Consider the following 24,758-nt stretch of genomic DNA (forward strand, 5'->3'; position numbering starts at 1 on the left):
GTGCCCGAACTCCCCGAGGTCGAGGTTGTCCGGCGTGGACTCGCCGAGCATGTGGTCGGCCATATCGTCGAATCGGTGACGGTGACCCACCCCCGTTCGGTGCGCAGGCACCCCGAGGGCGCCGCCGATCTGGCTGCCAGGATGACCGGGCTGCGCGTGGCCGCGGCGGAGCGCCGCGGCAAGTACCTGTGGCTCACCTTCGACGATCCCGACACCGCATTGGTCGTGCACCTGGGGATGAGCGGGCAGATGCTGGTGCAGCCCGCCGATACTCCGGTGGAGAAACACGCCCACATCCTGGCCACCCTCGACGACGGCACCCAGTTGCGCTTCGTCGATCAACGCACCTTCGGCGGCTGGGCCCTCGCACCGCTGGTCACAGTCGAGGGCACACTGCTACCCGAGCCCGTTGCGCACATCGCTCGCGACCCGCTGGACCCGCTCTTCGACTCCGAGTCCGTGGTGTCCACGCTGCGCACCAAAGACAGCGAGATCAAACGGCTGCTGCTCGACCAGTCCGTGGTTTCCGGTATCGGCAACATCTATGCCGACGAGTCCCTGTGGCGAGCCAAAATACACGGCAACCGGCCGGCCTCCGGACTGACCAGACCCGCCCTGCGCACCCTGCTCGCCGAGGTCGGCGTCGTGATGGGCGAGGCGCTCGCCGCGGGCGGCACCTCGTTCGACGCGTTGTATGTGAACGTGAACGGTCAATCGGGCTACTTCGAGCGCTCGCTGGCCGTTTATGGCCGCGAGGACGAACCTTGCCGCCGCTGCGGCGCGGCGATCCGTCGTGAGCGTTTCATGAACCGCTCGTCCTATTCCTGCCCACGCTGCCAGCCGAAGCCTCGCCCCCGGACACACTAGCGAGCTACCGTTCTTCTAGGCGGTTCGGGAGTCACGCCGACCGTGGAGGAAGGACATATGCGCAAGCCTGTACCCCATGCATCGTCACACCCTGTCGAGGAGTGCTGATTCATGCGCAAGCTCACCTACTACGTCGCATCGACCATCGATGGATTCATCGCCACCGAGGACGGCTCGGTCGATTTCTTCCCGGTGGGAGGTGATCACGGTCCGGCGATCACCGCGCAGTACCCGGAGACGCTGCCGACGAAGGTGCGGGAGGCCCTTGGCATCGACAAGCACAACCACTACTTCGATACGGTGCTGATGGGACGCAAGACCCACGACTTCGGTGTCAGGACCGGGACCTCGACCCCGTATGCGCATCTGCGGCAGTTCGTGGTGTCGACGACGTTGCCGGAGAGTCCCGATCCCGCGGTGGAGCTGATCTCCGCCGACCCGCTGGCGAAGGTGCGTGAGCTCAAGCGCGAGGACGGGCTCGGGATCTGGCTGTGCGGCGGTGGTGAGCTCGCCCAGGTGCTGCTGCCGGAGATCGACCAGATCTTCCTCAAGCTGTATCCGATCGTGCTGGGCCGGGGCCGGTCGCTGTTCGGTTCCGGTCCGCGGCTGCCCGACGCGGCCAGGTTCCGAATGATCACCAGCCGGGTGTTCGAGGACGGGGTGGCCTTCATGAAGTACAGCAGGATTCACTGACCGCTGTGGCAGACCATTATCCGATCGCTGAATCGGACCCGAGTGGTGTGCCGGGTCCGGTGGAGGCGCTGCGCGAGATCGGCTTCTGGCTGGAACGTTCGCGGTCGGAGACACATCGAGTGAAGGCCTACCGGCGCGCCGCCGACATTGTGGCGGAGCTGCCTTCCGATGAAGTGTCCGCGCATCGGGCAGCACACAGCTGGCGTGACATCGCCGGTATCGGACCGAAGACCGCAGCCGTGATCGAGCAGGCGTGTTCCGGTGCGATACCGCAGTATCTGCTCGATCTGCGTGCGGCTGCGCAGCCCATCGGTGTGCCGGGCAAGCCGCTGCGGGCCCGGTTGCGCGGCGATCTGCACACCCATTCCGACTGGTCCGACGGTGGCAGCCCGATCGCAGAGATGATGGGCGTCGCGGCGGCCCTCGGCCACGAATACTGTGCGCTCACCGACCATTCGCCGCGGCTGACCGTCGCCAACGGACTCTCGGTGAGCCGGTTACGTCGCCAGCTGGATGTCATCGCGGAATTGAACGAGCAGCTGGCACCGTTTCGTATCCTCACCGGCATCGAGGTGGACATCCTCGACGACGGCGCCCTCGACCAGGACGCCGATCTGCTCGCCGAGCTCGATATCGTTGTCGCCAGCGTGCATTCGCATCTGCGCGCCGACAGCGAGACGATGACCAAGCGGATGGTCTATGCCGTGGCCAACCCCAATGTCGACGTGCTCGGGCACTGCACAGGCCGACTCGTCGAGGGGGCCCGCGGCACCCGTCCCGAGTCGAGGTTCGACGCGGAAGTCGTGTTCGAGGCCTGCCGTCACTACGGCACCGCCGTCGAGATCAACAGCCGCCCCGAGCGCCGCGACCCGCCGTCCCGGCTGATCCGGCTCGCGGTCGAGATGGGTTGTGAGTTTTCCATCGACACCGATGCACACGCGCCGGGCCAATTGGACTGGCAGGGCTACGGCTGCGAGCGAGCGGTCGCGAATGGCGTTGCGGCGGAGCGAGTTATCAATACGTGGCCGTTGGCCGACCTGCTGGCCTGGACCAAGTCGGCGTGACCCCTGGCTGCGTTTGCGCCGCTTCCCGCAGCGCGATCCCGGCGCGGTAGATCGGCTCGATCGCGGCACCCTGACCATGCATCGTGGGTGGCCGCCGGGTTAACTATTGTCGAATAATGGTGCCGTCCAAGGGCTGATCGCCGATTGCACCCGAAAATGGTTGGTACGACGATCTCTTGGGGAGTGGATTTTCTGGTGGGCGACTTTCCGGTCGAGATCGTGCTGGCGATTATCGCAATCCTGTTGTCGGCTGGCGCTTTCCTGTGGGAGTTCGTCTTCGTGGGGCGCAGGCAGCTCGGCTACCGCGTGCAGATGGATACGCCTGTCACCGGTGAGATCGAATCGGTCTTCCCCGGAGTGCTGCCGCAGCTTCGCCCGGATCTGGACGGCTCGAGTCCGGAGCTGAAAGATCTGTCTGTCGTCTTGGTCCGCATCGAGAACAGCGGTGCCACGACCATCGACAGCCGCGACTATCAGGCACCCGATGCCGGCCGAGTCGGCCTGCACCTGCACTTTCCGCAGCGTCGGGTCATCGGCATGGCGGTGACCGAGCTGAGCGAACCCGGCCTGGCCGACAGTTTGGACCGCGACTCGGGAATCGCGGTGCGGGAGGACACGATCGGGCACATCGGCGTCATCGACCTGCCCAAGGTGTCGTTGAACCGCGGCGATCACTACAAGATCCTGGCCATCCTGCAGCGCTCCGACGGGACGGGGGAATACCGCGCTCCGGTGCTGCAAGGCGGTATCAAAGGCGGGACGGTCACGGAGACCCAGAGTCGCACGGGTGCGTCCCGAGTGATGCTGGCGCTCACCGCTTTTCTGGTGCTGGTGATTGTCGTTCAGCTCGTCGTCGCCGCGGTCGAGCCGGATCCGACACCGCTGGACTGTGCCGCGGGCAAACTCACGCTGGTCGGGTCTTCCGCGTTCGCCCCCGTCATCCAGGATGCTGCGGCGCAGTACCGGAAGCGTTGCACCGGAGCCGAATTCACCTTCGCCTTCGAGGGCACCGAACGCGGCCTCGACCGGCTCATCGAGGAGGGCAAGGACAACCACGAACTGCTGGCGATCACCGACGGGCCGAAGGGCGAGGGGTATGCGGCATTGCTCAAGCGGGCACTCGGTCTGTCGTTGTTCACTATGGTCGTGCACCCGGGCGTGGGTGTCCGCAGCCTGACGGCCGCACAGATCGAGGACATCTACCAGGATCGGATCATCAACTGGCGCGACGTCGGTGGACCGGATCTGCCGATCGTCCTCGTCAATCGCATCCCCGGTTCCGGGACCAGGAATACCTTCGAACGGCGACTGCTCACCCAGCCACAGGTCATCCGATCGCACGTGAGCTGCAAGGCGCTGGAGGACATCCCGCCGCCGAGTGCCGCCCATTGCGACGTCCAGGTCACCAAGGACATGTTGCAAGCCGTCGCAGACCTGCCGGGCGCTATCGGCTACAGCGAGTTCTCCGAGGCGACGAGAGCGGGAGTGCCGACCGTGGCGGTCAATGGCATCACCGCGTCCCGTGACAGTGCGATAAACCGCACGTACCCGTTCTGGGGGATCGAATTCGTCTACAGCTATGGGGAATTGCCCGGCGACTCACTGGCCGCCGCTTTCCGGCGCTATCTGACCGACGAGGCGGGGCGGAATGTGCTGAACGCGCACGGCAATGTGGCCTGCGGTGACCTGCCGGATCCGCCTCGATGCCAGCCGGATGTGTGACGGCAAGGTCCCCGGATGTCACAGCAGCGGCGGCTGTGTCGTCTCCCAGGTGCAGCAGTATGTACCTGAGAGAGGACGAACACCGTGGCACGAATGAATTTGGCCGAGGTTGCCCCCGAGATCTATCACGCCTGGTTTGCCGCAGAATCGGCGATCCGCCGAGGCCCGTTGGATCCGACGATCCGCGAGCTGGTGAAGATCCGCGGCTCGCAGATCAACGGCTGTGTGTACTGCATCGATATGCACACCACCGATGCCCGCCTGGCAGGCGAAACCGAGAAGCGGATCTTCCAGCTCGACGCCTGGCGCGAATCGGCGTTGTACACCGAGCAGGAGCGTGCGGCGCTAGCCTATGCCGAGGCGGTCACCAAGCTCGGTGAGCACGGCGTGAGCGATGAGATCTGGGCGGATGTCGAGAAGCACTTCGAGACGGGCGCGCGCGCCGGTCTGGTAGCGATCACCGCGATGATCAACCTGTGGAATCGGATCGGCGTGCCGCTGCGGATGCAGCCCGAGTTGCCCTGAGGCTGGTAACCCGGCCGAGCGCTTGCTCGGTCGGGCCCAAAATTGGGACCGACTGCCTGGTTTGAATAGTTGATCATGAGGTACGTCTCTGTCGGCCCCCCTGTTCGCGCCTCAGGCGCGAACAGGCCAACCAAGCCCTGATGGACGGCGGTGCAGGCATTGTCTCCACCTCCGCCGCGGCGGCCACCACGTTCGGCGCCCAGCGCTCCGAGTGCTGGGTGGATGCGAGTGCCAACGGTTGCTTGGAAGGATGGTCATGAGTCAACGGTTATCCACGCCCAGTTCGGCGCCGATTGCGTCTTCGGATCTGTTGTCGATCGATCATGTCGGCGAACGATTCCGCATCGCGATGGTTGTCCCCCCGTATTTCGACGTGCCGCCCAAGGCGTACGGCGGTGTCGAGGCAGTCGTCGCGGATCTGGTCGATGCGCTGGTCGCCCGCGGCCACGATGTGACACTGATCGGCGCAGGTGAACCGGGCACCAAGGCGAAGTTCGTCCCGGTGTGGGACCGGGCGCTGCCCGAGCGGCTCGGCGAGCCGTTTCCGGAAGTAGTCCATGCGCTCAAGTCGCGAAGGGCCATCGAGCACATCGCCGCTACCTCTGGCATCGACTTGGTGCACGACCACACCTTCGCGGGCCCCCTCAACGTGCCCGCCTACCAAAAGCTCGGACTGCCGACAGTGGTGACGGTGCACGGCCCGGTCGAGGACGATTCCTATCGGTACTACCGCGAACTCGGCAACGAGGTCGCGCTGGTGGCGATCAGTGACCGTCAGCGCGCACTGGCGCCGGACTTGAATTGGGTTGGGCGCGTACACAACGCGCTGCACGTGGACCAATGGCCGTTCCGCACGGACAAGGGAAACTATGCATTGTTTCTCGGTCGGTTCAACGAGTGCAAAGCACCCCACCTCGCGGTGGAGGCCGCACACGCGGCCGGTATTCCGCTAGTGCTCGCCGGCAAGTGCAGTGAACCGCCGGAGAAGGCGTACTTCGAGAAGGTGGTGCGACCGCTGCTGACCGAGCACGATCATGTTTTCGGACTCGCCGACGCGGCGGCCAAACGCAAGCTACTCTCCGGTGCGCGTTGTCTGTTGTTCCCCATCCGCTGGGAGGAACCGTTCGGCATGGTGATGATCGAATCGATGGTCTGCGGCACCCCGGTGGTCGCGCTGCGCGGCGGTGCGGTCGACGAGGTGATCGTCGACGGCGTGACCGGACGGATCTGCGACGATCCGGCCGAGCTGCCCGCGGCGATCGCTCAGGTCAGCGAGCTGGATCCGGCCGCCTGCCGGGCACATGTCGAGGCGAACTTCGGCGCCGACACGCTCGGGCACGGCTACGAACAGGTCTATCACCGGCTACTGCGGCAAGGACGCAAGGCCCGAGCTGCCCGCTGGGTCGATGAGACCGTTCCGGTCCGGGTTGCGGCGAGCGAACTGGCATGACAGCAGAGATCGGCGCTGAGCCGAGCCCGGAACCGCAGAGCCCACGACCGTTGAACTCCGGCGAGCCCACCGGCCTCGGCGGCTGCGACAGTTCGGTGACGCTGGTCGAGGGCGCGACGTTCTGTCTGTCGAACCGGCTCGGCGATGTCGAGCCGGGCCGGCCGCACGGTCTGTTCTTCCGGGACGCGCGCGTCATTTCGCGCTGGGAGCTGCTAGTGGACGGCAAGCCCGCCGAACCGCTTTCGGTGCTGAGCCCGGAAGCGTTCGCGGCACGGTTCGTGCTGCGAAGACCGCCGCAGGCGGGGCTGGCCGACAGCACACTGCTCGTGGTGCGCGAGCGGCTCATAGCCGACGGGATGCACGAGATACTGACGCTGGAGAATATGGGTCGCGAGCCGACGGCGGTCACGTTGGAACTGCATGTCGACGCCGATTTCCTCGATCTGTTCGCGGTCAAAGAGGGCAGGGCCGGGCACGGGAGAGCCGACATAGCGGTGGCCGAGGGCGAGCTGTTGTTGCACGATCACGTCGATCGGGCGCGCGGGCTGTCGGTCACGGCGACCGTCGAACCCACGGTATTGCCCGGCACCTTGGTCTGGCGGATCGTGGTGCCGCCGGGGGAGAGCTGGCAGACCGAGATCATCGCCCAGCCGACCGTGGGAAACCAGCGCGTCCAGGCTCCACTGGCACCGGGTGAGCACCATGGGCTCAGCGCACCGAGCCGCAAGATCGAGGCGTGGCGCGATACCGCAACGAAGATCGCCGCCACCGACTTGCTGCTCACTCAGGTGTTGCGGCGCTCGGAAAGTGATCTCGGCGCCTTGCAGATTCACGACGAAACCGGCGAGGGCAGGCCGTTCGTCGCCGCAGGCGCTCCCTGGTTCATGACGCTGTTCGGTCGCGACAGCCTGTTGACCGCATGGATGGCACTGCCGCTGGAGGTCGACCTGGCGCTCGGCACACTGCAACAGCTGGCCGAATTGCAGGGCAAGAAGGTCGATCCGCTTACCGAGGAGGAGCCGGGGCGGATCATGCACGAGATGCGCCGTGGCCCGGCGAGCGGACAGGCACTCGGCGGCAACATTTACTATGGAACTGCCGACGCCACACCGCTTTTCGTGATGTTGCTCGCCGAATGTCATCGGTGGGGCGCGGATCCCGATGCGATAAGGGCCTTGTTGCCCGCCGCCGACGCCGCGATCGGCTGGTTGACCGAGTACGGCGATCAGGACGGCGACGGTTTCGTCGAGTACCGCAGAGCCAGCGATCGAGGTCTGATCAACCAGGGCTGGAAGGATAGCTTCGACGGAATCAATGACGCCGCAGGGCATCTTGCCGCGGCCCCGATCGCGCTGTGCGAGGTGCAGGGTTATGCGCACGCCGCCCTGCTTGCTCGGGCCGAACTCGCCGATGTATTCGGCGAGCCACGCATCGCGACTCGGCTGCGCGAGCGGGCCGCCGAACTGCGCGGCAAGTTCGCCGAGCAATTCTGGCTGTCCGACAGAGGCTGGTACGCAGTAGCGCTGGACGGCGGCAAGCGCCAGGTCGATGCACTGACAAGCAATGTGGCACATTGTCTCTGGGCCGGAATCGCCACCGACGAGCATGCCGCCGAGTTGGTGCGGCGGTTGTCCGGCCCGGATATGGACACCGGTTTCGGGTTGCGCACGCTTTCTTCGTCGATGGGCGCCTACAACCCGATGAGCTATCACTGCGGATCGGTGTGGCCGCACGACACCGCGATCGCCGTCGCCGGGCTGCTGCGCTACCGGCAGGTCCCCGGTGCGGTGGAGTTGGCAACCCGTATCGCGGGCGGATTGCTCGATGCCGCAGCAGCTTTCGGTGGTCGACTGCCCGAGCTGTTCTGCGGATTTCCGCGTGATCAGTTCGCGGTGCCGGTGCCGTACCCGACCTCGTGTTCACCGCAGGCATGGGCGAGTGCGGCGCCATTGTTGCTGGTGCGTTCCTTCCTCGGGCTCGACCCGAATGTGCCCGGCCGCACCGTCACCCTGCGCCCACAATTGCCGCCGGAGTGGGGCCGGATCTCACTGACCGATCTGCGCCTGGGTTCGGTGACCATCGATCTGGAGGCGGAGGGCACGCAGGTGATCTCGGCGCGGGTGCCCGACGGTTGGCAGGTGGTCACCCGCTGATTTCCGCCGCCGGGCAATCCGCAGGCGCAATGCTTGTTGTTCGGTCGCGTGTTCCAGGCTCGGCAGATGTCGATGGAACGACGCCTCGGGTCTACTCCGTAGGCGGCAGGATCGTCCGGGTGAAGTAGTCCTCGATGGGCGTCGGCCCCGTATACCGGCGGCAGCCGCAGCGAACCCATTCGCGCAAACCGGAGCTGCTCTTGCGGGAGCTCTCCGCGTGACAGATGCCCTCTTGCGGGTCGTGCATGGCGAGGTCGTGCCCACAGCCGCAGGGGGCGGGCACGACGGCCGGTTTGCCGCGTCGGCTGTATCGACCTACCGCCCAGCCGACTCCGGCGATCGCCGCGCCAAGGGTCAGGGTGATGGGGTCGAACATGTACTCAGTATATGTATGCGTATATCGGCAGTCCAGCTGTGGGGTGCCGAGGTGTCGGTGGCATCGGTCAGGATGGCGGGATGACCGAACTGTCGCTGCGTGAGCTCAATCGAACCCTGTTGATGCGCCAGCTGTTGGTGCAGCGGGTGTCGATGGCGCCGCTCGAGCTCGTGCAACACCTGGTCGCCGTGCAAGGGCAGGAACCGAACTGGCCATACGTCGGGCTGTGGGCCCGGCTGGCGGAGTTCCGGCACGATGAGCTCGAGAAACTGCTGAGAGAGCGGAAGCTGGTGCGCTCGGGCATGATTCGGCGCACCGTGCACCTGGCCGCCGCCGAGGATTTCCGTTGGCTGCGGCCGACGGTGCAACCCGTCGTCAGCGCGGCGTTGCAGGCGGCGTACTTCCGCGACGAGATCGACGGCCTCGACCACCATGCGCTCGCCGCCGCGGGCCGAGAGCTGCTTACCGGCCGGACATTGACCCGCAGCGAGCTGGGACTGCTTCTCGCCGAACGCTTTCCGGGCCGGCACACCCGCAGGCTCGCCGAGGCGGTCGAGCTCATGGTTCCACTGGTGCACGGCCCGGACACCGGCGCATGGGGCAGATGGCGCAACCGCTCTGTCACCATCGGCCTCGCGGAGGAATGGATGGGCGCGCCGATGTCCGCGCAACCACAGCGGGAGACCCTCATCCTGCGCTACCTTGCGGGCTTCGGTCCGGCGAGCGTCGCGGATATCCAGGTCTGGGCGGGCATCACCCGGCTGGCCGGAGTGGTCGACGGCATGCGCGCGAACCTGCGCGTCTTCCGTGACGAACAGGGCAGAGAGCTGTTCGACCTGCCCGAAGCGCCGCTGGCCGACCCGCATCTGCCTGTCCCGGTGCGCTTTCTGCCCGCCTTCGACAACTCACTGCTCGGGCACAAGGACCGCCGCCGCATAATCAGCGACGAAGACCGCGGCCGGATCGTCAAGGAGGCATCCGGGGGTGTCCCGATGTACCTCGTCGACGGTTTCGTCCATGGCCGCTGGGCGCTCGAGGATGCCACGGTGCGCATCACCCCGTGGCACCTGCTCTCGCCCGCAGACGAGCAGGCTGTCCGCGCCGAAGCCGAACACCTGCTCACCTTCGTGGTTCCGGAGGTGACGGGGAAGGTCGTCATCGACGCCTGACCCGCGCCTGCACCTCATCGTCGATGATCCTTCGTCTTCCAGTGCCTGGAATTCATATTTGACGGGTCACCGAAGGTGGCTAGCCTGCTCTTGTGAACAGAGTCATGATCGTTCTCGTCGCCGCCGTCGCCCTGTTGGCAGGTGCGGGACCGGCGTCTGCGGACGATAGGTACCACAACTACGCGGAGCTCGCGGCACACAAGCGAGAAGGCATCGACTACCTCAGGACCGCGATCGGTCCGGCCGGTGGCGGCCCACCGGTAGCACACATCGCCATCCACGGCGGTTTGATCGAGGCGGGCACCTCGGAGCTGGCTCGATACGCCGCAGAGAAGGGCGAATGCACCAGCTACACCTTCGAAGGGATCCAGCCGAAGGACAACAGCGACGACCTGCACATCACCGCCACGCGATTCGACGAACCCATCGGTGTGCGCGTGGTCGAGCAGAGCTCCTACACAGTGTCCTGGCACGGTATGCACGACTCTTCTCCCATCACCCATATCGGTGGCCGCGACACTGCGCTGATGAAGAAGGTGCGTTCAGCACTGGAGCGTGCTGGATTCACGGTGGCCGATGAGACACCGGACAACATCAACGGTGACTCCCCGCAGAACATCGCCAATCGCAATCGCCGGGGTAAGGGCGTGCAGCTGGAACTGTCCACCGGCCAACGGCGTCAGTTCTTCCGTGATGGCAAGCTCGATCTCGACTGGATCGAGAACTCGAGCAACCGCACCGCGGCGTTCTACCGCTACGTCGATGCGGTGCTCTCGGTCCTACCCGCCGACGTGGCGCCGTCCGAGCCGGTCCCGGCGAACTAGCCCCGGCCCGCTGACGCCTGGTTCGGGCCGGAAAGTGGAAGGCCGCCTTCGTCCGCCAGTGCGGACGAAGGCGGCCCGCGGTCGATCTTGGAGTGGGTCAGCCGCCGGGCACTTTCCGTCCAAACCCAGGTTCAGCTCATTCCTTGGGGGTTGGCGCTACTCGTTGTCAGCTGTATTTCGATGTCGCGGAGCTCATTTCGGCGCAGCTTTCCGGCGTCGTCACGCAACGGTGCGTTACTGAAGCGGTAGCTGCGCGGGCACTTGTAGCGGGTGAGCCGCGCCTCGACATAGGCCCGGATATCGGCCTCGATCAGTGGCTCATCGGTTTCGACCACGGCGTGTACGCGCGCGCCGAGGTCGTTGTCGGGCAAACCGAGGACCGCGCATCCCCGGACGCCGGGGTACTCGGTGACGACGGCTTCCACCTCGGCAGGGAATACATTGGCGCCGCCGCTGATGATCAGATCGGTGCGGCGGTCGCTGAGGTAGAGGTACCCCGCCTCGTCCACGTGCCCGAGGTCGCCGAGTGAATCCCACCCCGGCCAGTCCGGATGGGTCCGTGGTTCGGCGCCGATGTAGTGGTAGCTCGGACCGTTGCCTTCGGGCGGCCGCATGAAGATTTCGCCGACCTCGCCGGGGGCGCACGGACGGCCCTCGGAATTCAGGACGCGGAACTCACCGAAGGCCGCCCGCCCGACGGAACCGGGATGGGCGAGCCACTCGTGGCCGTCGATCAGCGTCATCATCTGATTCTCCGTCCCGCCGTACATTTCGAAGATCCGATCGGGACCGATCAGATCGATCCACGCCTGTTTGAGCCAGGATGGGCAGAGCGCTGCCATGTGCCAGAGCGCGCGGAGGGAACCGAGGTCGTAAGCCGTCGGGTGGGTGCGCAGCTCGGTGAGCATGCGCGACATCATGGTCGGCACCACCGTGAGCCAGCTGACGCGATGAGCAGCAATGGCATCGAGTGCGGCACGGGTCTCGAATTTCGGGAGCACGACGAGGTGTTGGCCTGCCATGAGCCCGAAGAACGACGTGTTGAAGGGGGCGTTGTGATATAGCGGCCCAGTGACCAGTTGGACATCGTCCGGACGCTGGCGCAGGATCGCGTTCAGCGGCGCGATATCGAGCAACCCGTTCTGGCCGGACACGATCAACTTGGGGCGGCCGGTGCTGCCGCCGGAGGTCGGCGCCTTCCACGCCGGTGCGATCGGGTAGCTGTCGAACGGCGCGTCGGAGATCGCGACGCCGCCGTCGTGCTCGCCCGACAGCGTGGACAGGCCCGGCTCCGGCGCGCCGACGACCAACCGTGGCCGCGCGAGCGCGATGACGGCGGCACGTTCGGGTGCGGGCAGCTGTGGCGAGATGAGTTGCGGTGTGGCGCCGAGCTTCCAGATACCGAAGACGGTCGCGTAGAAGTAGGGGCCGTTGGTGAGCGCGACGGTGACATAGTCGCCGTGGCCGACGCCGAGCTCGGCGTAGTACCTGGCCCGGCGATTCGCGGTGGACTCGAGGTCTTGTCTTGTCCAGGTTTCGCCGCCCATGGTGATCGCGGGGGCATCCGGATCGGCGGCGGCCAGCTCGGTGAGAATCTGCCCGAGCGGTCTCGGGCCCACGAGTTCAGCCACGACGAACGAACCTCGAGAGAAAGTCCGGGTCCACGATCTCGCCGTGGACCTGGACGTTGTGACTGTGCGCGAGCTGGTGCAGGGCGAATGCCGTCTGCTGGGCGGTCAGTCGTCCCTGGGCGTCCTGTGCGGCATTGACCGACCGCTTGGCGAGCTTCAGCGCGAACAGCGGCATGGCGGCGATCGTCGCGGCCAGCGCCATGGTGTGCTCGGTGAGCTCCGCCCGCGGAACCACCCGATTGACCATCCCGATCCGTTCGGCATCGACCGCGCTCAATGTCCCTGCGGTGAACAACAATTCCTTGGCCTTGCGTATCCCGAACTCCCATGGGTGGTTGAAGAACTCCACCGCGTTGGCGCCCATCGCGACGACATTGTCGACGAACTCGGCATCCTCGGCGGCGACGATCAGATCACACGGCCACACCAGCATGAGACCGCCCGCTATCACCTTTCCGTGCACCTCCGCGATGGTCGGCTTCGGAATGTTGCGCCAGCGCTCGCTGAAGCCCGTGTAGATCTCCTCCTCACGACCCATGAGCCCTTCGGCGCCGGGGCTGTCGAAGCCGGCCCAGGTGCCGACCGGCTCGCGGCGGCGCATGTTGTCGCGCCAATCGTGTTCGCGCAGATCGTGACCGGACGAGAAGTGCGGACCGTTGGCCGCGAGCACGATCACGTGGATGTCGTCGTCGCGCGCCGCGCGGTCGAAGGCGTCGTTGAGGGCGTACAAGAGTTCGGTGTTCTGCGCGTTGCGCGCGTCGGGACGGTCGAGGACGATCCTGGCGATCTTGTCGGTGCTGTCGTCGTAGTGCACGAGGGCGGTCATCGCACACCGTCCCACAGCAGTCGTTCCTCGGCATCCGGGTCTTCGGCGATCGTCACGGTGTCCGCGATCAGGCCGGTGGTTCGGCGCAGCGGGTCGTAGGGCGCCCAGCCGGGGTCTGCCTCGATGGCGAACGCGCGATAGGCGCCGTGCAGGTTGTCGGCGACTCGATCGGGGGCGTGGGCGCCGACCAGGGTGTGGCTCTCGGTGATGGCGTGTGTTTTGAAGACGAAGGGCAGATCCACCGCGTGTGCCGCGCCGAGCCTGCCGCCGAGACGTGGTGAGCGCCAGTCGAATCGGAATGCCCATGCCGGTCCGCCTGCTGCCGCCTGCGCTTCGGCGAGCCGGATTGCCGGGATGCGGAAGAACCAGTCCGTGACGACCGCACACAGCAGGTCTCCCGGGGACGCGTCCGGGCGGGATCTGCGATATTCGGGCAGGGCAGCGCCGATATCCAGCCCATAGGCGGTGCCGGCTGCGGCGAGGGTGGCCTCGTCGATCTGGTCGATCGCGCCCGAAGAGACCAGGATCAAGCGCGCATCCTCGGCGTTGCTGCCGGACAGGATCGCGATATCCGACGCGGCGCCTTCCGCGATCGCGGCAAGCGGCTCCGCGGTGACAATCGAGCCGTCGACCACCGGGGCGAATGGCAGGATCGTCAGGGCCAGCCTGCCCCATTTCGCCGGGTCCGCCGCGGTCTGCACCTCGTGCAACACCTCACGGACGTGCACCGACAGCTCATCGATCGAGAGCTGCTCGAAGGCATCGAGCGTCGGCTCGATGCCGATGTGTGTGGCGACGTTGTCGATCAGCAGGCGTGCCTCGCCGGGGCTGATCGTGTTAGCCCCGGCGCCGGAGTGCGCGATCAAGCCGTGGAACAGGCCGCGGGCGCGCGGCACGGCAGGCAGGGTCGTAGCTAGCATCGCGCCCGCGGATTGGCCGGCGATGGTCACCCTGGCCGGGTCGCCGCCGAAGGCCGCGATATTGTCGCGCACCCACTCGAGGGCCGTCACCACATCGAGAATGCCGAGGTTGACTGTCTCGCCGCCGAAATGGAGCCACCCCTCGGCGCCGAGACGATAGTTGACGGCGACGACGACCACGCCGCCCGCGGCGAATGCCGTGCCGTCATAGGTCGGTAGGGCGTTGGACCCGTTGGTGAACGCACCGCCGTGGATCCAGACGAGAACAGGAAGCGCACCGTCGGTCGCCGGTGTCCAGATACTGAGGTTGAGCAACTCATCGCCGGGGATCAGCAGTTCGGGAACCAGACCGTCGTAGGCGGGCACGTACGGCGCTCGCGCGGCAGTCGGTCCCGGTCGGGTCGCATCCCGTGGTTCGCGCCACGACGGCGGTGGGCTCGGTGGCAGGAAACGATGTTTTCCCACCGGGGCGGTGGCGTAGGGGATTCCGAGGAACGCATGCACCCGGCCGCGCGCCTGTCCGAGCACCGGGCCGTACCGGGTGTCGACGGTGTGTAACATATCTGTCATCTGTTTCATCCTTGATCAGAATTCAGTACATGTTGCAATCAAGCCGCATGGAAATATCGACGTCAAGAGCGGCTCTGGGGCGATTTTGTCGCACTTGTGCAGCATAGCCCCTCCAGAAATTGTTGATGCAACATGATGCGCGCTTGTTGCATTTGGCGTAATCTTCGAACATGACGAATTCCACGCCACTGCAACGGGCACTGTCGGACACGGTGCGGCGGCGGCCGGAGCCACTGGACGCTTTCCGGCTGGCGAAACGAAAGTTCTTGCGCGGGGAGCGGCTCGATGTCGGCCAGCTCGCGACCGAGCTCGCGGTCAACCGGGTCACGCTCTATCGCTGGGTCGGCAGCCGCGACGAACTGCTGGTGGAGATCATCTGGTCGCTGACCGACGCCACGCTGCGCGACGAATGGGAGCGCCTGCGGGATCTGCCCGGGTCACGGGTGCCCGCGCTGCTTGCCGCCTACCTCAGGTCGATCCTGGCGCAGCCGGGAGCCCGCAAGTTTGCGCTGGAAGAGAACGAGCGCGCGATGAAGCTGCTCACTTTGGCGAGCAACGGGTTTCAGCCGCGGCTCGTGCGTGCTGTCGCGGACTATCTCGCCCGCGACCTAGAGGAGCAGCGCATTACGACAACGCTCACGCTCGACGAACTCGCCTATGCGAGTGTACGAATCGCCGAGTCGTTCCATTATCTGCCGACGATCGCCGGTGCGCCGCCGGACCCCGACGGCGCCGAGCGGGTGCTGCGCGCACTCCTGCACGGTCGCGAGCAGTAAGCGCTCGTGCCGAAGGCCACCTGCCGTCCAGCACGGGAGGTGGCCTTCGGTATGCGTCGTCAGCCGCGGAAGGGGTAGCGGCTGTCGAGGGCGAGGTTCAGTTCGACCACGTTGACGCGCGGTTCGCCGAGGAAGCCGAGGGTGCGGCCGTCGGTGTTCGCTTCGACGACCTCCCGCACCTGATCTGCGGAGATATTGCGGGCAGCGGCGATTCGTGCAACCTGGATGGCCGCGTAGTGCGGGGAGATGTGCGGGTCAAGCCCACTGCCACTGGCCGTGATCGCGTCGGTGGGGACCGGAGTGTCGGTGGCGGCATAACCGAAGATCGGTACGGTCCGGCCGACCGAGTAGTCCTCGCCCGGCTTGGCGCATTCGACTGCGACACCCTTGTAGGTGGACAGGAACGGGGTGGTCGGGCAGGCCTCGTTGACGCTCACGACCTGCACCGGGTGCGAGACCTCACCATCGGCGTCGCGCGGACCGATCACCGAGAGCACCGCTCCGACACCGTCTTTGGTGCAGAACGGACGGCTGCCGTCGACCCCCTCACGGCCGCCGACTTCCTTGCTGCGCGAGCACACCGTGGACAGCAAGCTCAGCTTCACGTTCGCCGGGTCGGCGTCCAGGGTGTCAACGATGCTCTCGGGGCCGAGGTTGGAGGCCGCCGTGGAGGTCGGGTCGTAGCCCTCGCCTGCCGCCGAGGGACGGCTCTGGAAGTACTGCACCAGCGCGTTGCCGTCCTTATCGGTGAACGACTGCCCGATCAGGCTGGAGCCCACCGTCTTTCCTTCGATGGTGATCAGCGAGCCCTCGGCCTTGTCGTGCAGGCCGGGCAGCTGAGCTACCGCGAAAACCGCCAGCGGATAAACGATTCCGGTGATCGCGGTGAGCACGAGCAGCGCACGCAACGCGGCCACGTGCTGCCGGATCCAAGTTGACATACGCATATCAGGACATCCCGGGGAGGAGTTGGACGACGAGGTCGATGAGCTTGATGCCGGCGAACGGTGCGACGATGCCGCCGAGGCCGTAGATGGTCAGGTTGCGGCTCAGCAGTTTCGACGCGTTGGTCGGCGTGTAGTTCACGCCGCGCAGCGCCAACGGGATCAACGCGATGATGACAAGCGCGTTGAAGATGACCGCCGACAGGATCGCCGACTGCGGGCTGGCCAGCCGCATGATGTTCAGGGCGTCGAGGCCGGGGAACAGCACGACGAACAGCGCGGGCAGGATCGCGAAGTACTTGGCGATGTCGTTGGCGATCGAAAACGTGGTCAGCGCACCACGGGTGATGAGCAGCTGCTTGCCGATCTCCACGATCTCGATGAGCTTGGTCGGATCCGAATCCAGATCGACCATATTTCCGGCCTCTTTGGCCGCCGATGTGCCGGTGTTCATGGCGACGCCCACGTCGGCCTGCGCCAGTGCCGGCGCATCGTTGGTGCCGTCACCGGTCATCGCGACCAGCCTGCCGCCGTCCTGTTCCTTCTTGATCAGCGCCAGCTTGTCCTCCGGCGTGGCCTCCGCGAGGAAGTCGTCCACACCCGCTTCGTCGGCAATCGCCTTGGCGGTCAACGGGTTGTCACCGGTGATCATGACGGTCCGAATGCCCATCCTGCGCATCTCGTCGAACCGCTCGCGCATGCCCTGCTTGACGACGTCCTTGAGATGGATGACGCCCAGCAGGCGGGCCTTGCCGTCCGTGGCCGCACCGACAACCAGCGGCGTGCCACCGGAGGCGGAGACGCCGTCGACGATCACGCCGATCTCGTGGGGTACCTCCCCGCCTTGTGCGCGAACCCATTCGACGACGGCGCTGGCCGCGCCCTTGCGTAGCTGGTGCCCATCGGACAGGTTCACGCCCGACATGCGGGTCTGCGCGGTGAACTCCACCCAGGTCGCGCCGGTCAGCTCACCGGGGGTGCGCTCGCGTTTGTTGAACGCCTGCTTGGCGTACACGACGATGGAACGACCCTCAGGGGTCTCGTCGGCGAGGCTGGAAAGCTGGGCGGCATCGGCCAATTCGTCGTCCGGAATGCCGGGCACCGGAACGAACTCCGAGGCCTGCCGGTTGCCGAGGGTGATGGTGCCGGTCTTGTCCAGCAGCAGCGTGTTGACGTCGCCCGCGGCCTCTACCGCGCGGCCCGACATGGCCAGCACATTGCGCTGGACCAGCCGGTCCATGCCCGCGATGCCGATGGCCGACAGCAGTGCGCCGATGGTGGTCGGGATGAGGCAGACCAGCAGCGAGACCATGACGATTCCGGTGATGCCGTGCACGTCCAGTGCCGAGGTATCCGGCACGCCCGGGTTGTTCGCCTTGGCGAAGATCGCCAGCGGCTGCAGGGTGACCACCGCGAACACGAAGATGATCGTGAGCGAGGCAAGCAGGATGTTCAGCGCGATTTCGTTCGGTGTCTTCTGCCGGCTGGCACCCTCGACGAGGGCGATCATCTTGTCGATGAAGCTCGCGCCGGGCTCCTGGGTGATCTTCACGACGATCCGGTCCGACAGCACCGTGGTGCCACCGGTCACCGCCGAGCGGTCGCCGCCGGATTCCCGGATGACCGGGGCGGATTCACCGGTGATGGCCGACTCGTCCACCGACGCAATGCCTTCCACGACGTCACCGTCGCCGGGGATGATCTGGCCCGCCTCGACGACTACGTAGTCGCCGCGCTGCAGCTCGGGTGCGCCGACTTTCTCCTCGACCACGCGGCCGCTGGGCGACCAGTCGACAAGGCGTCGAGCAATGGTGTCGGTCTTCGCTTTGCGCAGCGTGTCGGCCTGCGCCTTGCCACGCCCCTCAGCGACGGCCTCGGCGAGGTTGGCGAAGATTACGGTGAGCCACAGCCACACCACGATCGCCCAGGCGAAGAAAGTAGGGTCGGCGATCGCGAGAACGGTCGACCAGACGGCGCCGATCTCGACGATGAACATCACCGGGTTTTTCCACATCGTGCGTGGGTCGAGCTTGCGTGCCGCGTCCGGCAGGGACGTCAGCAGCATCTTCGGGTCGAGCGCGCCACGCGCGACGCGACCGCCCTTGGACTCGACCTGCTTCTTCGGGTGCTCGGATACGGCCGTGGAGCCGGTCGATTCAGTAGTGGGACTGGTCATTTCAGTGGATTCCTTCAGCGAGCGGCCCGAGTGCGAGTGCGGGCAGGAAGGTCAGCGCGACCAGGATCACGGTCACGCCGACGACCATGCCGACGAACTGCGGCCGGTGTGTCGGGAGTGTGCCGATCGACTCGGGGGTGGTGCCCTGCCTGGCCAGCGAACCGGCGAGCGCGAGGACGAAGATGATCGGCAGGAACCGGCCGAACACCATCGCGAGGCCGAGTGCGGTGTTGTACCACTCGGTGTTGCCGCTCAGACCGGCGAACGCCGAACCGTTGTTGTTGGCCGCCGAGGTGAATGCGTACAGCACCTCTGAAAGCCCGTGTGGCCCGGTGTTGGCCATACTGGCTCGCTGACCGGGCATTGCCATCGCCACCGCGGTCCCTACCAGCACGATCAGCGGGCTGATCAGGAAATACGAAGCGGCGAGCTTGATTTCGCGCGGCGTGATCTTCTTGCCGAGGTACTCCGGTGTGCGACCGACCATCAGGCCCGCGACGAAGACGGTGATGACCGCGAGGATGAGCATGCCGTAGAGACCGGAGCCGGTACCACCGGGCGCGACCTCACCCAGCTGCATGTTGAACATGGTCATCATGCCGCCGAAGCTGGTGTAGGAGTCGTGGAACGAGTCGACGGCTCCGGTGGAGGTCAGCGTCGTCGCGGACGCGAAGGTCGCGGAATCGGCCACGCCGAAACGGGTTTCGACGCCCTCCAGCGCTGCGCCGACCGCGGTCGGCACGGTGCCGTGGTGTGCCAGCTGAAAGACGTTCTGCAGCACCGTGCTGATCAGCGCGATGGTGCCCATCACTGCCACGATGGCGTAGCCCTGCTTCTTGCTGCCCACCATCCGGCCGAAGGTGCGCGGCAGCGAGAAGCTGATGATCAGGATCAGGAAGATCTCCACCCAGTTCGTCCAGGTGGTCGGGTTCTCGAACGGGTGCGAAGAGTTGGCGTTGTAGAAGCCGCCACCGTTGGTGCCGAGCTCCTTGATGACCTCTTGGCTGGCCACCGGGCCGCCGGTGATGGTCTGCTCGGTGCCGTTGAGTGTGTGCGCGACCTGATCGTGCAGGTGGAAGTTCTGGATTACGCCACCCGCGACCAGCACGATCGCGAAGACGAAGGCGATCGGCAGCAGGATGCGGATGGTACCCCTCACCAAGTCCACCCAGAAGTTGCCGAGATCGCCGGTGTGCCTGCGCGCGAACCCACGGACCAGCGCGACCGCCACGGCCATACCGACGGCGGCCGAGACGAAGTTCTGGACTGCGAGACCGGCCATCTGCACCAGGTGTCCCTGGGTCGACTCGCCGGAGTAGTTCTGCCAGTTCGTGTTCGTCACGAAGCTGATGGCAGTGTTCCAGGCCAGCGCCGGCGTCATCTCCGTGCCGGGATCGTTCAGGTGTAGCGGCAGCTTGCCCTGGATCAGCTGGAAGAAGAACAGGAACAGCACACTGACTGCGGAGAACGCCAGCACACTGCGCGCGTACACACCCCAGGTTTGTTCGACCTCCGGCTGGACGCCGATGGCCTTGTAGACGACGCGTTCGGCGCGGGTGTGCTTGTTGTTGTTGTAGGCCCGGAACATGTAGTCGCCGAGCGGTACATGCACTAACGCGAGCGCGATGATCAGGGCCGCCAGAAAGGCTATCCCCGCTGTGGTCGTGTTCACCTAGAACCTCTCGGGGAAAAGAAGAGCCGCAACCATATAGACCGCGACGAGGACGGCCAGGATCAGACCGATCAGATTCGCGATCACAGTTTTTCCACCCCCCGCTGGATCAGGCCCAGCAGCGCGAAGATCGCCACGGTGAGCACCGTGAACACCACGACAGACATGTCTTTACAACCTCCATCCGCACTCCATCCGTGGAGCGCGCCAGGCCGAGTCAAGCGTTCGTTAGGCCCCGAGCCGAGGTTCCTTACGACTCCTTAGCGCCGCCGCCATCCGCCTTTGCGGTTCGTTTACACCCCGGCCTGGGATAGCTGAGAGAATGCCGTCAAAGCCTGCGGTAGTACCGTCAACACGCCGTGCTGACGCGGGGCCGGTTACCTGCTTGCCGTCCGGTCGACGAGCGGTCGTGCCTGTAGGTCGTCGGATCGCTCCCGCGTGCGGAAACGCAATCCTTACACCGCGCACTCCGCATCGTTATTCCCAATTTAGGGAAGAGCGATTAGGTTGTGCGGCGTACATTTGCTGGCCTGAAGCCACGACGACGATGATGAGGGAGTTCGGTGTGGCTCAGTCACTGAACGTCGATCTCGGGGCACTGCGTGCGTCGGCATCGGACCTGGACCAACTCGCCGACGAGGCATCTCGCTTCGTCACGGAGTTGAAGGCGACGATCGCGCACGAGGGTGCGCCCTGGGGCCAGGACAGTGTCGGGAAGAGTTTCGAGGAGACCTATCTTCCCGACTCCGAGCGCGCGGTGCGCAGCCTGGAGCTACTGGTCGCGAACCTCCGTGCCGTGGGCGTCGGCGTCGCTGAGGCGGCCGACGCATTCGAAGGCGCAGATCTGGACGGCGCCGCACGAATCCGGCGTTCGGGCCCGATCAGCGGCGATGGATCGAACCTCGATGTACCCACACCGACCATCGATGGCCCCGCACCAGCTGTCGCCGGACCCGCGCTAGCCGAACCGGCGGAGCCCTTCCCCGGGAACGCCCTGGGAGGCCGGCCCGCAGCATCCGTCCAGCACCATGACGACGCGGCCCGAGCAGCCGATCCGGCCGTCGGCCGATATGTCGACACGGCGCAGGCCACGAGCCTTCCGGAAACGGGGTCCGAACAGTCTGCGACCCGACAGCCGGGCCCCCAGAGCGACTCCGCGGGCCGATCGCAAGATGTCGACCCCGTCCTGGGACGCCCGCCAGACCCGATCCGGACATCGGGCACCCCGGTAGCGCCGCCGATCTCTGGCGCGACACCGGTCGGATCGAACCCCGCAAGCCTTCCTGCGGGGCAGGGGCCGACGTCGACTGATCGCGCCGAGAACAGCCGGGTGGGCTCCCCGTGGTCGCGAGGTACATCGAGAGCACCGGTGCCGAGGCCGACAGACACGCCGCCCGCACCGGTGAGCAGCGTGCGTCCCAGAGTCTCCGCACCCCAGGCACCAGGTCCCCAACCAGGTGCCGCACGGCCGGCATCGTCGCCGCGCCCGAAGACTCCCCAACGGCGTACGGCATCAGCGGAGCTTCGGATACCGAGCGATACCTTGACCGATGCCGAAACCATGCGTATCGCCGGGGAGATGGCCGACCGGCACAGCCTGCAGCTGGCCGGTTTCGAAACTGCGGGTATCGGTGAACACGCGGTCAGGGAGATCGCCGCCGCGCTCGACGACATGCTGGCGACGTACCCGGTTCCCTTCGCCGGTATCGAGCTGGCGGATCGTCACGACGGCACGCTGTCCGGTGTCGTATCGCGCGATCGAGGCTCGGACGAGGTGAGGTGGCCGTCATCGTCTGTGTGGATCGTCATCGAACGCGCCGCTGCCGCGAATCCTGCACTGCTTGCTACGGCTGTCCGTGCCGAGACCAGGTCGGGAAACCGCAGCCCCGGTTCGGAGGATCGTCCGATGTACTCGACCGTGGTTCACGAATTCGGTCGAGTGCTCGTTATCGCGGCAGGTCTTCGCACTCTCCGGGCCGCGCAGCGCGCGTTGATCGCCGAGTACCTGACAGTGAGCGGGACGCGGCGAGGTGACCACCTGGGGCGCGTGGTTGCCGACTACAAGCAATGGCGTCGGCAGCTGAGCGGACGAAGGCTTTCCCAAGGCAGCTTCGACCCTGCTGTGGCGCTGGCGGACGCTTTCGCCACGGTCGAGCTGGGTGCAGAGAAGGCGCAGGGGCCTGCGCAGGTGCTGCATCGGTTGCTTGCGGAGGTGGCACAAGGATCGGCCGGTGCTCGATGAGTCGGACCCCGGTGGACGGTTGGAATCGCTGTGCTGCCGTCCGGATTCCCTGAACCGCTGGTCGAGGCCGTCCTCGGCCCGTGCCCGGACGGCGACCCGTCGGCGATTCGACGCGTCGGTGACAGCTGGTCCGCCACCTCCGAACAATGCCGGACTTTGGCCGAGACCTATGCGGCGAAAGCTGATTCGACGCCGTCCACGATCAGCGGAGAAGCCGGCGACGGCCTCGCCGAGCGCTACCGGCAGTGCGCGGCCACCCTGCGAGAACACGGCGACTACTGCGACAGCCTGGCCCGACAGTCCTACGAGGGCGCCAACTCCATCGAGTTGGGGCAGCTGACGTGGGTGGGCATGGGCGTGGTTCTGGTCGCGCAGTTGGCCGCCGACGCCATGCTGCTGCATGTCGGCGCGGCCAAAGCTGTCGCGGACCGGGCCGCCGCAAGTGCCGGCTGGCGGGCCTTCCTTGTCAGACTCCTCGACAAGATCACCGCGACCGGACTGACCTTCACTGTCACCCGTTCCCGCATGCTGATCACCGCCACGGTCATCGGCGGTGTCTTCGGCGCCGCAGTCCCGCTGGTGGCGGAACTGAAACAGATACACGACGGGAACCGCAAGGACCTCGATGTGCAACCGATCGTCACCTACGGCGTCGCCGGTGCCGCAGGAGGCGCCGGGGGCGCGGGTTTGGCCATCGCCGTCGGACCGGCTGTCTCCCGCTTCGTCGCCAATCGCATCCACGCAGCGATCCCGGGCACCATCGTGACCACATTCCTGCTCGGTGGAGCGGGCGGCATCGGTGGCGCCGTCGCAGGAACAATGGCCGCCGCGGGTGTCGAGGCCGCATACACCGGCCACTTCGCCCTCCCGACACGTGACGAATTCCTCGCCGGGCTGGTCACCGGCTTCGTCGGTGGCGTCGTCGGTGGTAGCGCGTATGCGCTGCACGCCGGGAACCCGCACACACCGCCGCCGCCTCCCCTTGCCACCCCGCGACAGGGGGGCGGCCCGCCACCTGACCCGCACGGGCCTGCTCGAATCACCGCCGACCCGGAAAATCCCTCGCCGCCGCACCCTCCGCCGCCTCGGATCGACAGCCGCGAAGCTGACGGAGCTGGTGCACGGAACCACGAACCCGACCTCCGTACCTCGACGCCGGACGAACCACACCCGCCTGGCGCCCGACGACCCGACACCACGACACCCGAACCCGCCCCGCGTGTGTCCCATCGCGACCCCAACGACGCCCATGTCCAACCCGGACTCAAAACTGTCGCCGACGACCCCACCGAACCACCCGCCTACAACGCCCCTCATCGCGCTCAACTGGCCGACTCCCCCTCAGGGTCGCCGCCCCAGCGCCCACTTGCGGCCGCTGACGTCACACCGCTCGGACCTGTCCGACCGGAATCACCGAGCCATTCGCGCGAACCTGCCGTCATACCCGCGGTGGTCGGACCAGCTGTGCACCCGCCACTGCCGACATCGATCCCCAGCCACACTCCGCCAGACGCGCCAAAAATGAACCACGACAGTGGCTCCCTCCTGCCCGCCTCCCGGCCAGATCGCATCAGCCATGCGGCATCGACCGACCAACGGCCACATGTGGGGCCGCCCGACCGCAGTCCAGCTGATCCGGGAGGAAATCACAGCAGCTCCGGCACAAGAGCGGAATCTGAACGGCCATCATTGCCTGGCCCGCGGCGCGATCACGGCGAGTTCGGCGATGATGCTGCCGCTGTTGCTCCGCATGAGCCCGTTGCCAATCCCGAGCAGCGTCAGGATGAGGTGCGCCTTCCCGATGCCAACGCAGACGCGGACGGCACGATTGTCCCGCCTGGTGACTCGGTCCTGCGGCCGCGGCCACGTGGCGACGAGTCGATCCCGCCACGCAAGCCCGCCGAGCGTGCCGAAGCCCCCATCCGAAAGGACCCATCCGACGCGTCTCCGCCAGTGCACTCACCCGACCAAGAGCCGAGCGGTAAGACCAAGACGCCGTGGACGAAGACCGAACCTGCCCCCAAGGAGTCGAGTGCTGCTTCGCGCACAGGTCCCAAGTCGCACGATGACCCATCCGACAGCCCGCCCGCCGCCGCGCGTGGCCGTGACACCGACCACACGCCACAGCGGGGAGATCCGAATCCACCTGCGCGCGATC

General features: G+C 66.3%; 19 protein-coding genes and 1 pseudogene. 12 read left to right on the forward strand and 8 right to left on the reverse strand.

Annotation, left to right across the window (positions count from 1 at the left end; translation table 11 throughout):
* The 7 genes from mutM to ACLMAL_RS18325 all read left to right on the forward strand — a co-directional run bounded on the left by mutM (position 1) and on the right by ACLMAL_RS18325 (position 8,474).
* Complete coding sequence (mutM, locus tag ACLMAL_RS18295; RefSeq protein ID WP_412000171.1) at positions 1 to 867, forward strand: bifunctional DNA-formamidopyrimidine glycosylase/DNA-(apurinic or apyrimidinic site) lyase; 867 nt, start codon at positions 1 to 3, stop codon at positions 865 to 867.
* A gap of 111 nt (positions 868 to 978) precedes the next feature.
* Complete coding sequence (locus tag ACLMAL_RS18300; protein WP_328404094.1) at positions 979 to 1,560, forward strand: dihydrofolate reductase family protein; 582 nt, start codon at positions 979 to 981, stop codon at positions 1,558 to 1,560.
* 5 nt (positions 1,561 to 1,565) lie between these two features.
* Positions 1,566 to 2,624 carry a PHP domain-containing protein gene (locus ACLMAL_RS18305; protein WP_412000172.1) on the forward strand — a complete coding sequence of 353 codons (1,059 nt, stop codon included), beginning with the start codon at positions 1,566 to 1,568 and terminating at the stop codon, positions 2,622 to 2,624.
* Positions 2,625 to 2,819: 195 nt separating this feature from the next.
* A complete protein-coding gene (locus ACLMAL_RS18310; RefSeq protein ID WP_412000173.1) occupies positions 2,820 to 4,346 on the forward strand; it encodes a PstS family phosphate ABC transporter substrate-binding protein in 1,527 nt (508 codons plus the stop codon).
* A 93-nt stretch (positions 4,347 to 4,439) separates the two neighbouring features.
* A complete protein-coding gene (locus tag ACLMAL_RS18315; protein ID WP_328413271.1) occupies positions 4,440 to 4,871 on the forward strand; it encodes a carboxymuconolactone decarboxylase family protein in 432 nt (143 codons plus the stop codon).
* A gap of 349 nt (positions 4,872 to 5,220) precedes the next feature.
* A complete protein-coding gene (locus ACLMAL_RS18320) occupies positions 5,221 to 6,321 on the forward strand; it encodes a glycosyltransferase family 4 protein (RefSeq protein ID WP_412000306.1) in 1,101 nt (366 codons plus the stop codon).
* Positions 6,318 to 8,474 carry a glycogen debranching N-terminal domain-containing protein gene (locus tag ACLMAL_RS18325; RefSeq protein WP_412000174.1) on the forward strand — a complete coding sequence of 719 codons (2,157 nt, stop codon included), beginning with the start codon at positions 6,318 to 6,320 and terminating at the stop codon, positions 8,472 to 8,474. Before ACLMAL_RS18320 ends, ACLMAL_RS18325 begins: the two co-directional genes overlap by 4 nt.
* A 91-nt stretch (positions 8,475 to 8,565) precedes the next feature.
* On the opposite strand, the gene ACLMAL_RS18330 is transcribed toward ACLMAL_RS18325, so the two are convergent.
* Complete coding sequence (locus tag ACLMAL_RS18330; RefSeq protein WP_412000175.1) at positions 8,566 to 8,850, reverse strand: hypothetical protein; 285 nt, start codon at positions 8,848 to 8,850, stop codon at positions 8,566 to 8,568.
* A gap of 80 nt (positions 8,851 to 8,930) precedes the next feature.
* Between ACLMAL_RS18330 and ACLMAL_RS18335 the strand changes: the two genes are divergently transcribed.
* The gene (locus tag ACLMAL_RS18335) at positions 8,931 to 10,019 is read left to right on the forward strand and encodes a winged helix DNA-binding domain-containing protein (RefSeq protein ID WP_412000176.1); all 1,089 of its coding nucleotides are present in this window, start codon (positions 8,931 to 8,933) and stop codon (positions 10,017 to 10,019) included.
* 92 nt (positions 10,020 to 10,111) lie between these two features.
* Positions 10,112 to 10,843 (forward strand): poly-gamma-glutamate hydrolase family protein, encoded by a 732-nt coding sequence (locus ACLMAL_RS18340; protein WP_412000177.1) that lies wholly within the window; start codon positions 10,112 to 10,114, stop codon positions 10,841 to 10,843.
* A gap of 131 nt (positions 10,844 to 10,974) precedes the next feature.
* Here the strand turns inward: ACLMAL_RS18340 and ACLMAL_RS18345 are convergent, their stop codons facing one another.
* From ACLMAL_RS18345 to ACLMAL_RS18355, 3 genes are read right to left on the reverse strand one after another with little or no spacing between them, the layout of a single operon-like run.
* A complete protein-coding gene (locus ACLMAL_RS18345) occupies positions 10,975 to 12,474 on the reverse strand; it encodes an AMP-binding protein (protein ID WP_412000178.1) in 1,500 nt (499 codons plus the stop codon).
* Positions 12,467 to 13,300, reverse strand: coding sequence for an enoyl-CoA hydratase (locus ACLMAL_RS18350; RefSeq protein ID WP_412000179.1), 834 nt, complete (start codon positions 13,298 to 13,300; stop codon positions 12,467 to 12,469). The genes ACLMAL_RS18345 and ACLMAL_RS18350 overlap by 8 nt, the downstream gene beginning before the upstream one ends.
* Entirely contained in the window at positions 13,297 to 14,790 is a 1,494-nt protein-coding gene (locus ACLMAL_RS18355) for a carboxylesterase/lipase family protein (RefSeq protein WP_412000180.1), read from the reverse strand. The genes ACLMAL_RS18350 and ACLMAL_RS18355 overlap by 4 nt, the downstream gene beginning before the upstream one ends.
* 170 nt (positions 14,791 to 14,960) lie before the next feature.
* On the opposite strand from ACLMAL_RS18355, the gene ACLMAL_RS18360 reads away from it, so the two are divergent.
* The gene (locus tag ACLMAL_RS18360) at positions 14,961 to 15,566 is read left to right on the forward strand and encodes a QsdR family transcriptional regulator (protein WP_412000182.1); all 606 of its coding nucleotides are present in this window, start codon (positions 14,961 to 14,963) and stop codon (positions 15,564 to 15,566) included.
* Between the two features lie 59 nt (positions 15,567 to 15,625).
* On the opposite strand, the gene ACLMAL_RS18365 is transcribed toward ACLMAL_RS18360, so the two are convergent.
* From ACLMAL_RS18365 to ACLMAL_RS18380, 4 genes are all read right to left on the reverse strand, one after another.
* A complete protein-coding gene (locus ACLMAL_RS18365; RefSeq protein ID WP_412000183.1) occupies positions 15,626 to 16,513 on the reverse strand; it encodes a potassium-transporting ATPase subunit C in 888 nt (295 codons plus the stop codon).
* A gap of 1 nt (position 16,514) precedes the next feature.
* Positions 16,515 to 18,575, reverse strand: a complete 2,061-nt coding sequence (gene kdpB / locus ACLMAL_RS18370; protein WP_412000307.1) for a potassium-transporting ATPase subunit KdpB — start codon at positions 18,573 to 18,575, stop codon at positions 16,515 to 16,517.
* 112 nt (positions 18,576 to 18,687) lie between these two features.
* Entirely contained in the window at positions 18,688 to 20,358 is a 1,671-nt protein-coding gene (gene kdpA / locus ACLMAL_RS18375) for a potassium-transporting ATPase subunit KdpA (protein WP_412000184.1), read from the reverse strand.
* Complete coding sequence (locus ACLMAL_RS18380) at positions 20,359 to 20,445, reverse strand: potassium-transporting ATPase subunit F (RefSeq protein WP_328413265.1); 87 nt, start codon at positions 20,443 to 20,445, stop codon at positions 20,359 to 20,361.
* 478 nt (positions 20,446 to 20,923) lie between these two features.
* On the opposite strand from ACLMAL_RS18380, the gene ACLMAL_RS18385 reads away from it, so the two are divergent.
* Both ACLMAL_RS18385 and ACLMAL_RS18390 read left to right on the forward strand, forming a co-directional pair.
* Positions 20,924 to 22,600, forward strand: a complete 1,677-nt coding sequence (locus ACLMAL_RS18385; protein WP_412000185.1) for a hypothetical protein — start codon at positions 20,924 to 20,926, stop codon at positions 22,598 to 22,600.
* 30 nt (positions 22,601 to 22,630) lie between these two features.
* A pseudogene (locus tag ACLMAL_RS18390) lies at positions 22,631 to 24,758 on the forward strand (hypothetical protein); the annotation flags it as partial.

This window comes from Nocardia sp. CWNU-33 (assembly GCF_046764895.1).
Lineage (GTDB): Bacteria > Actinomycetota > Actinomycetes > Mycobacteriales > Mycobacteriaceae > Nocardia.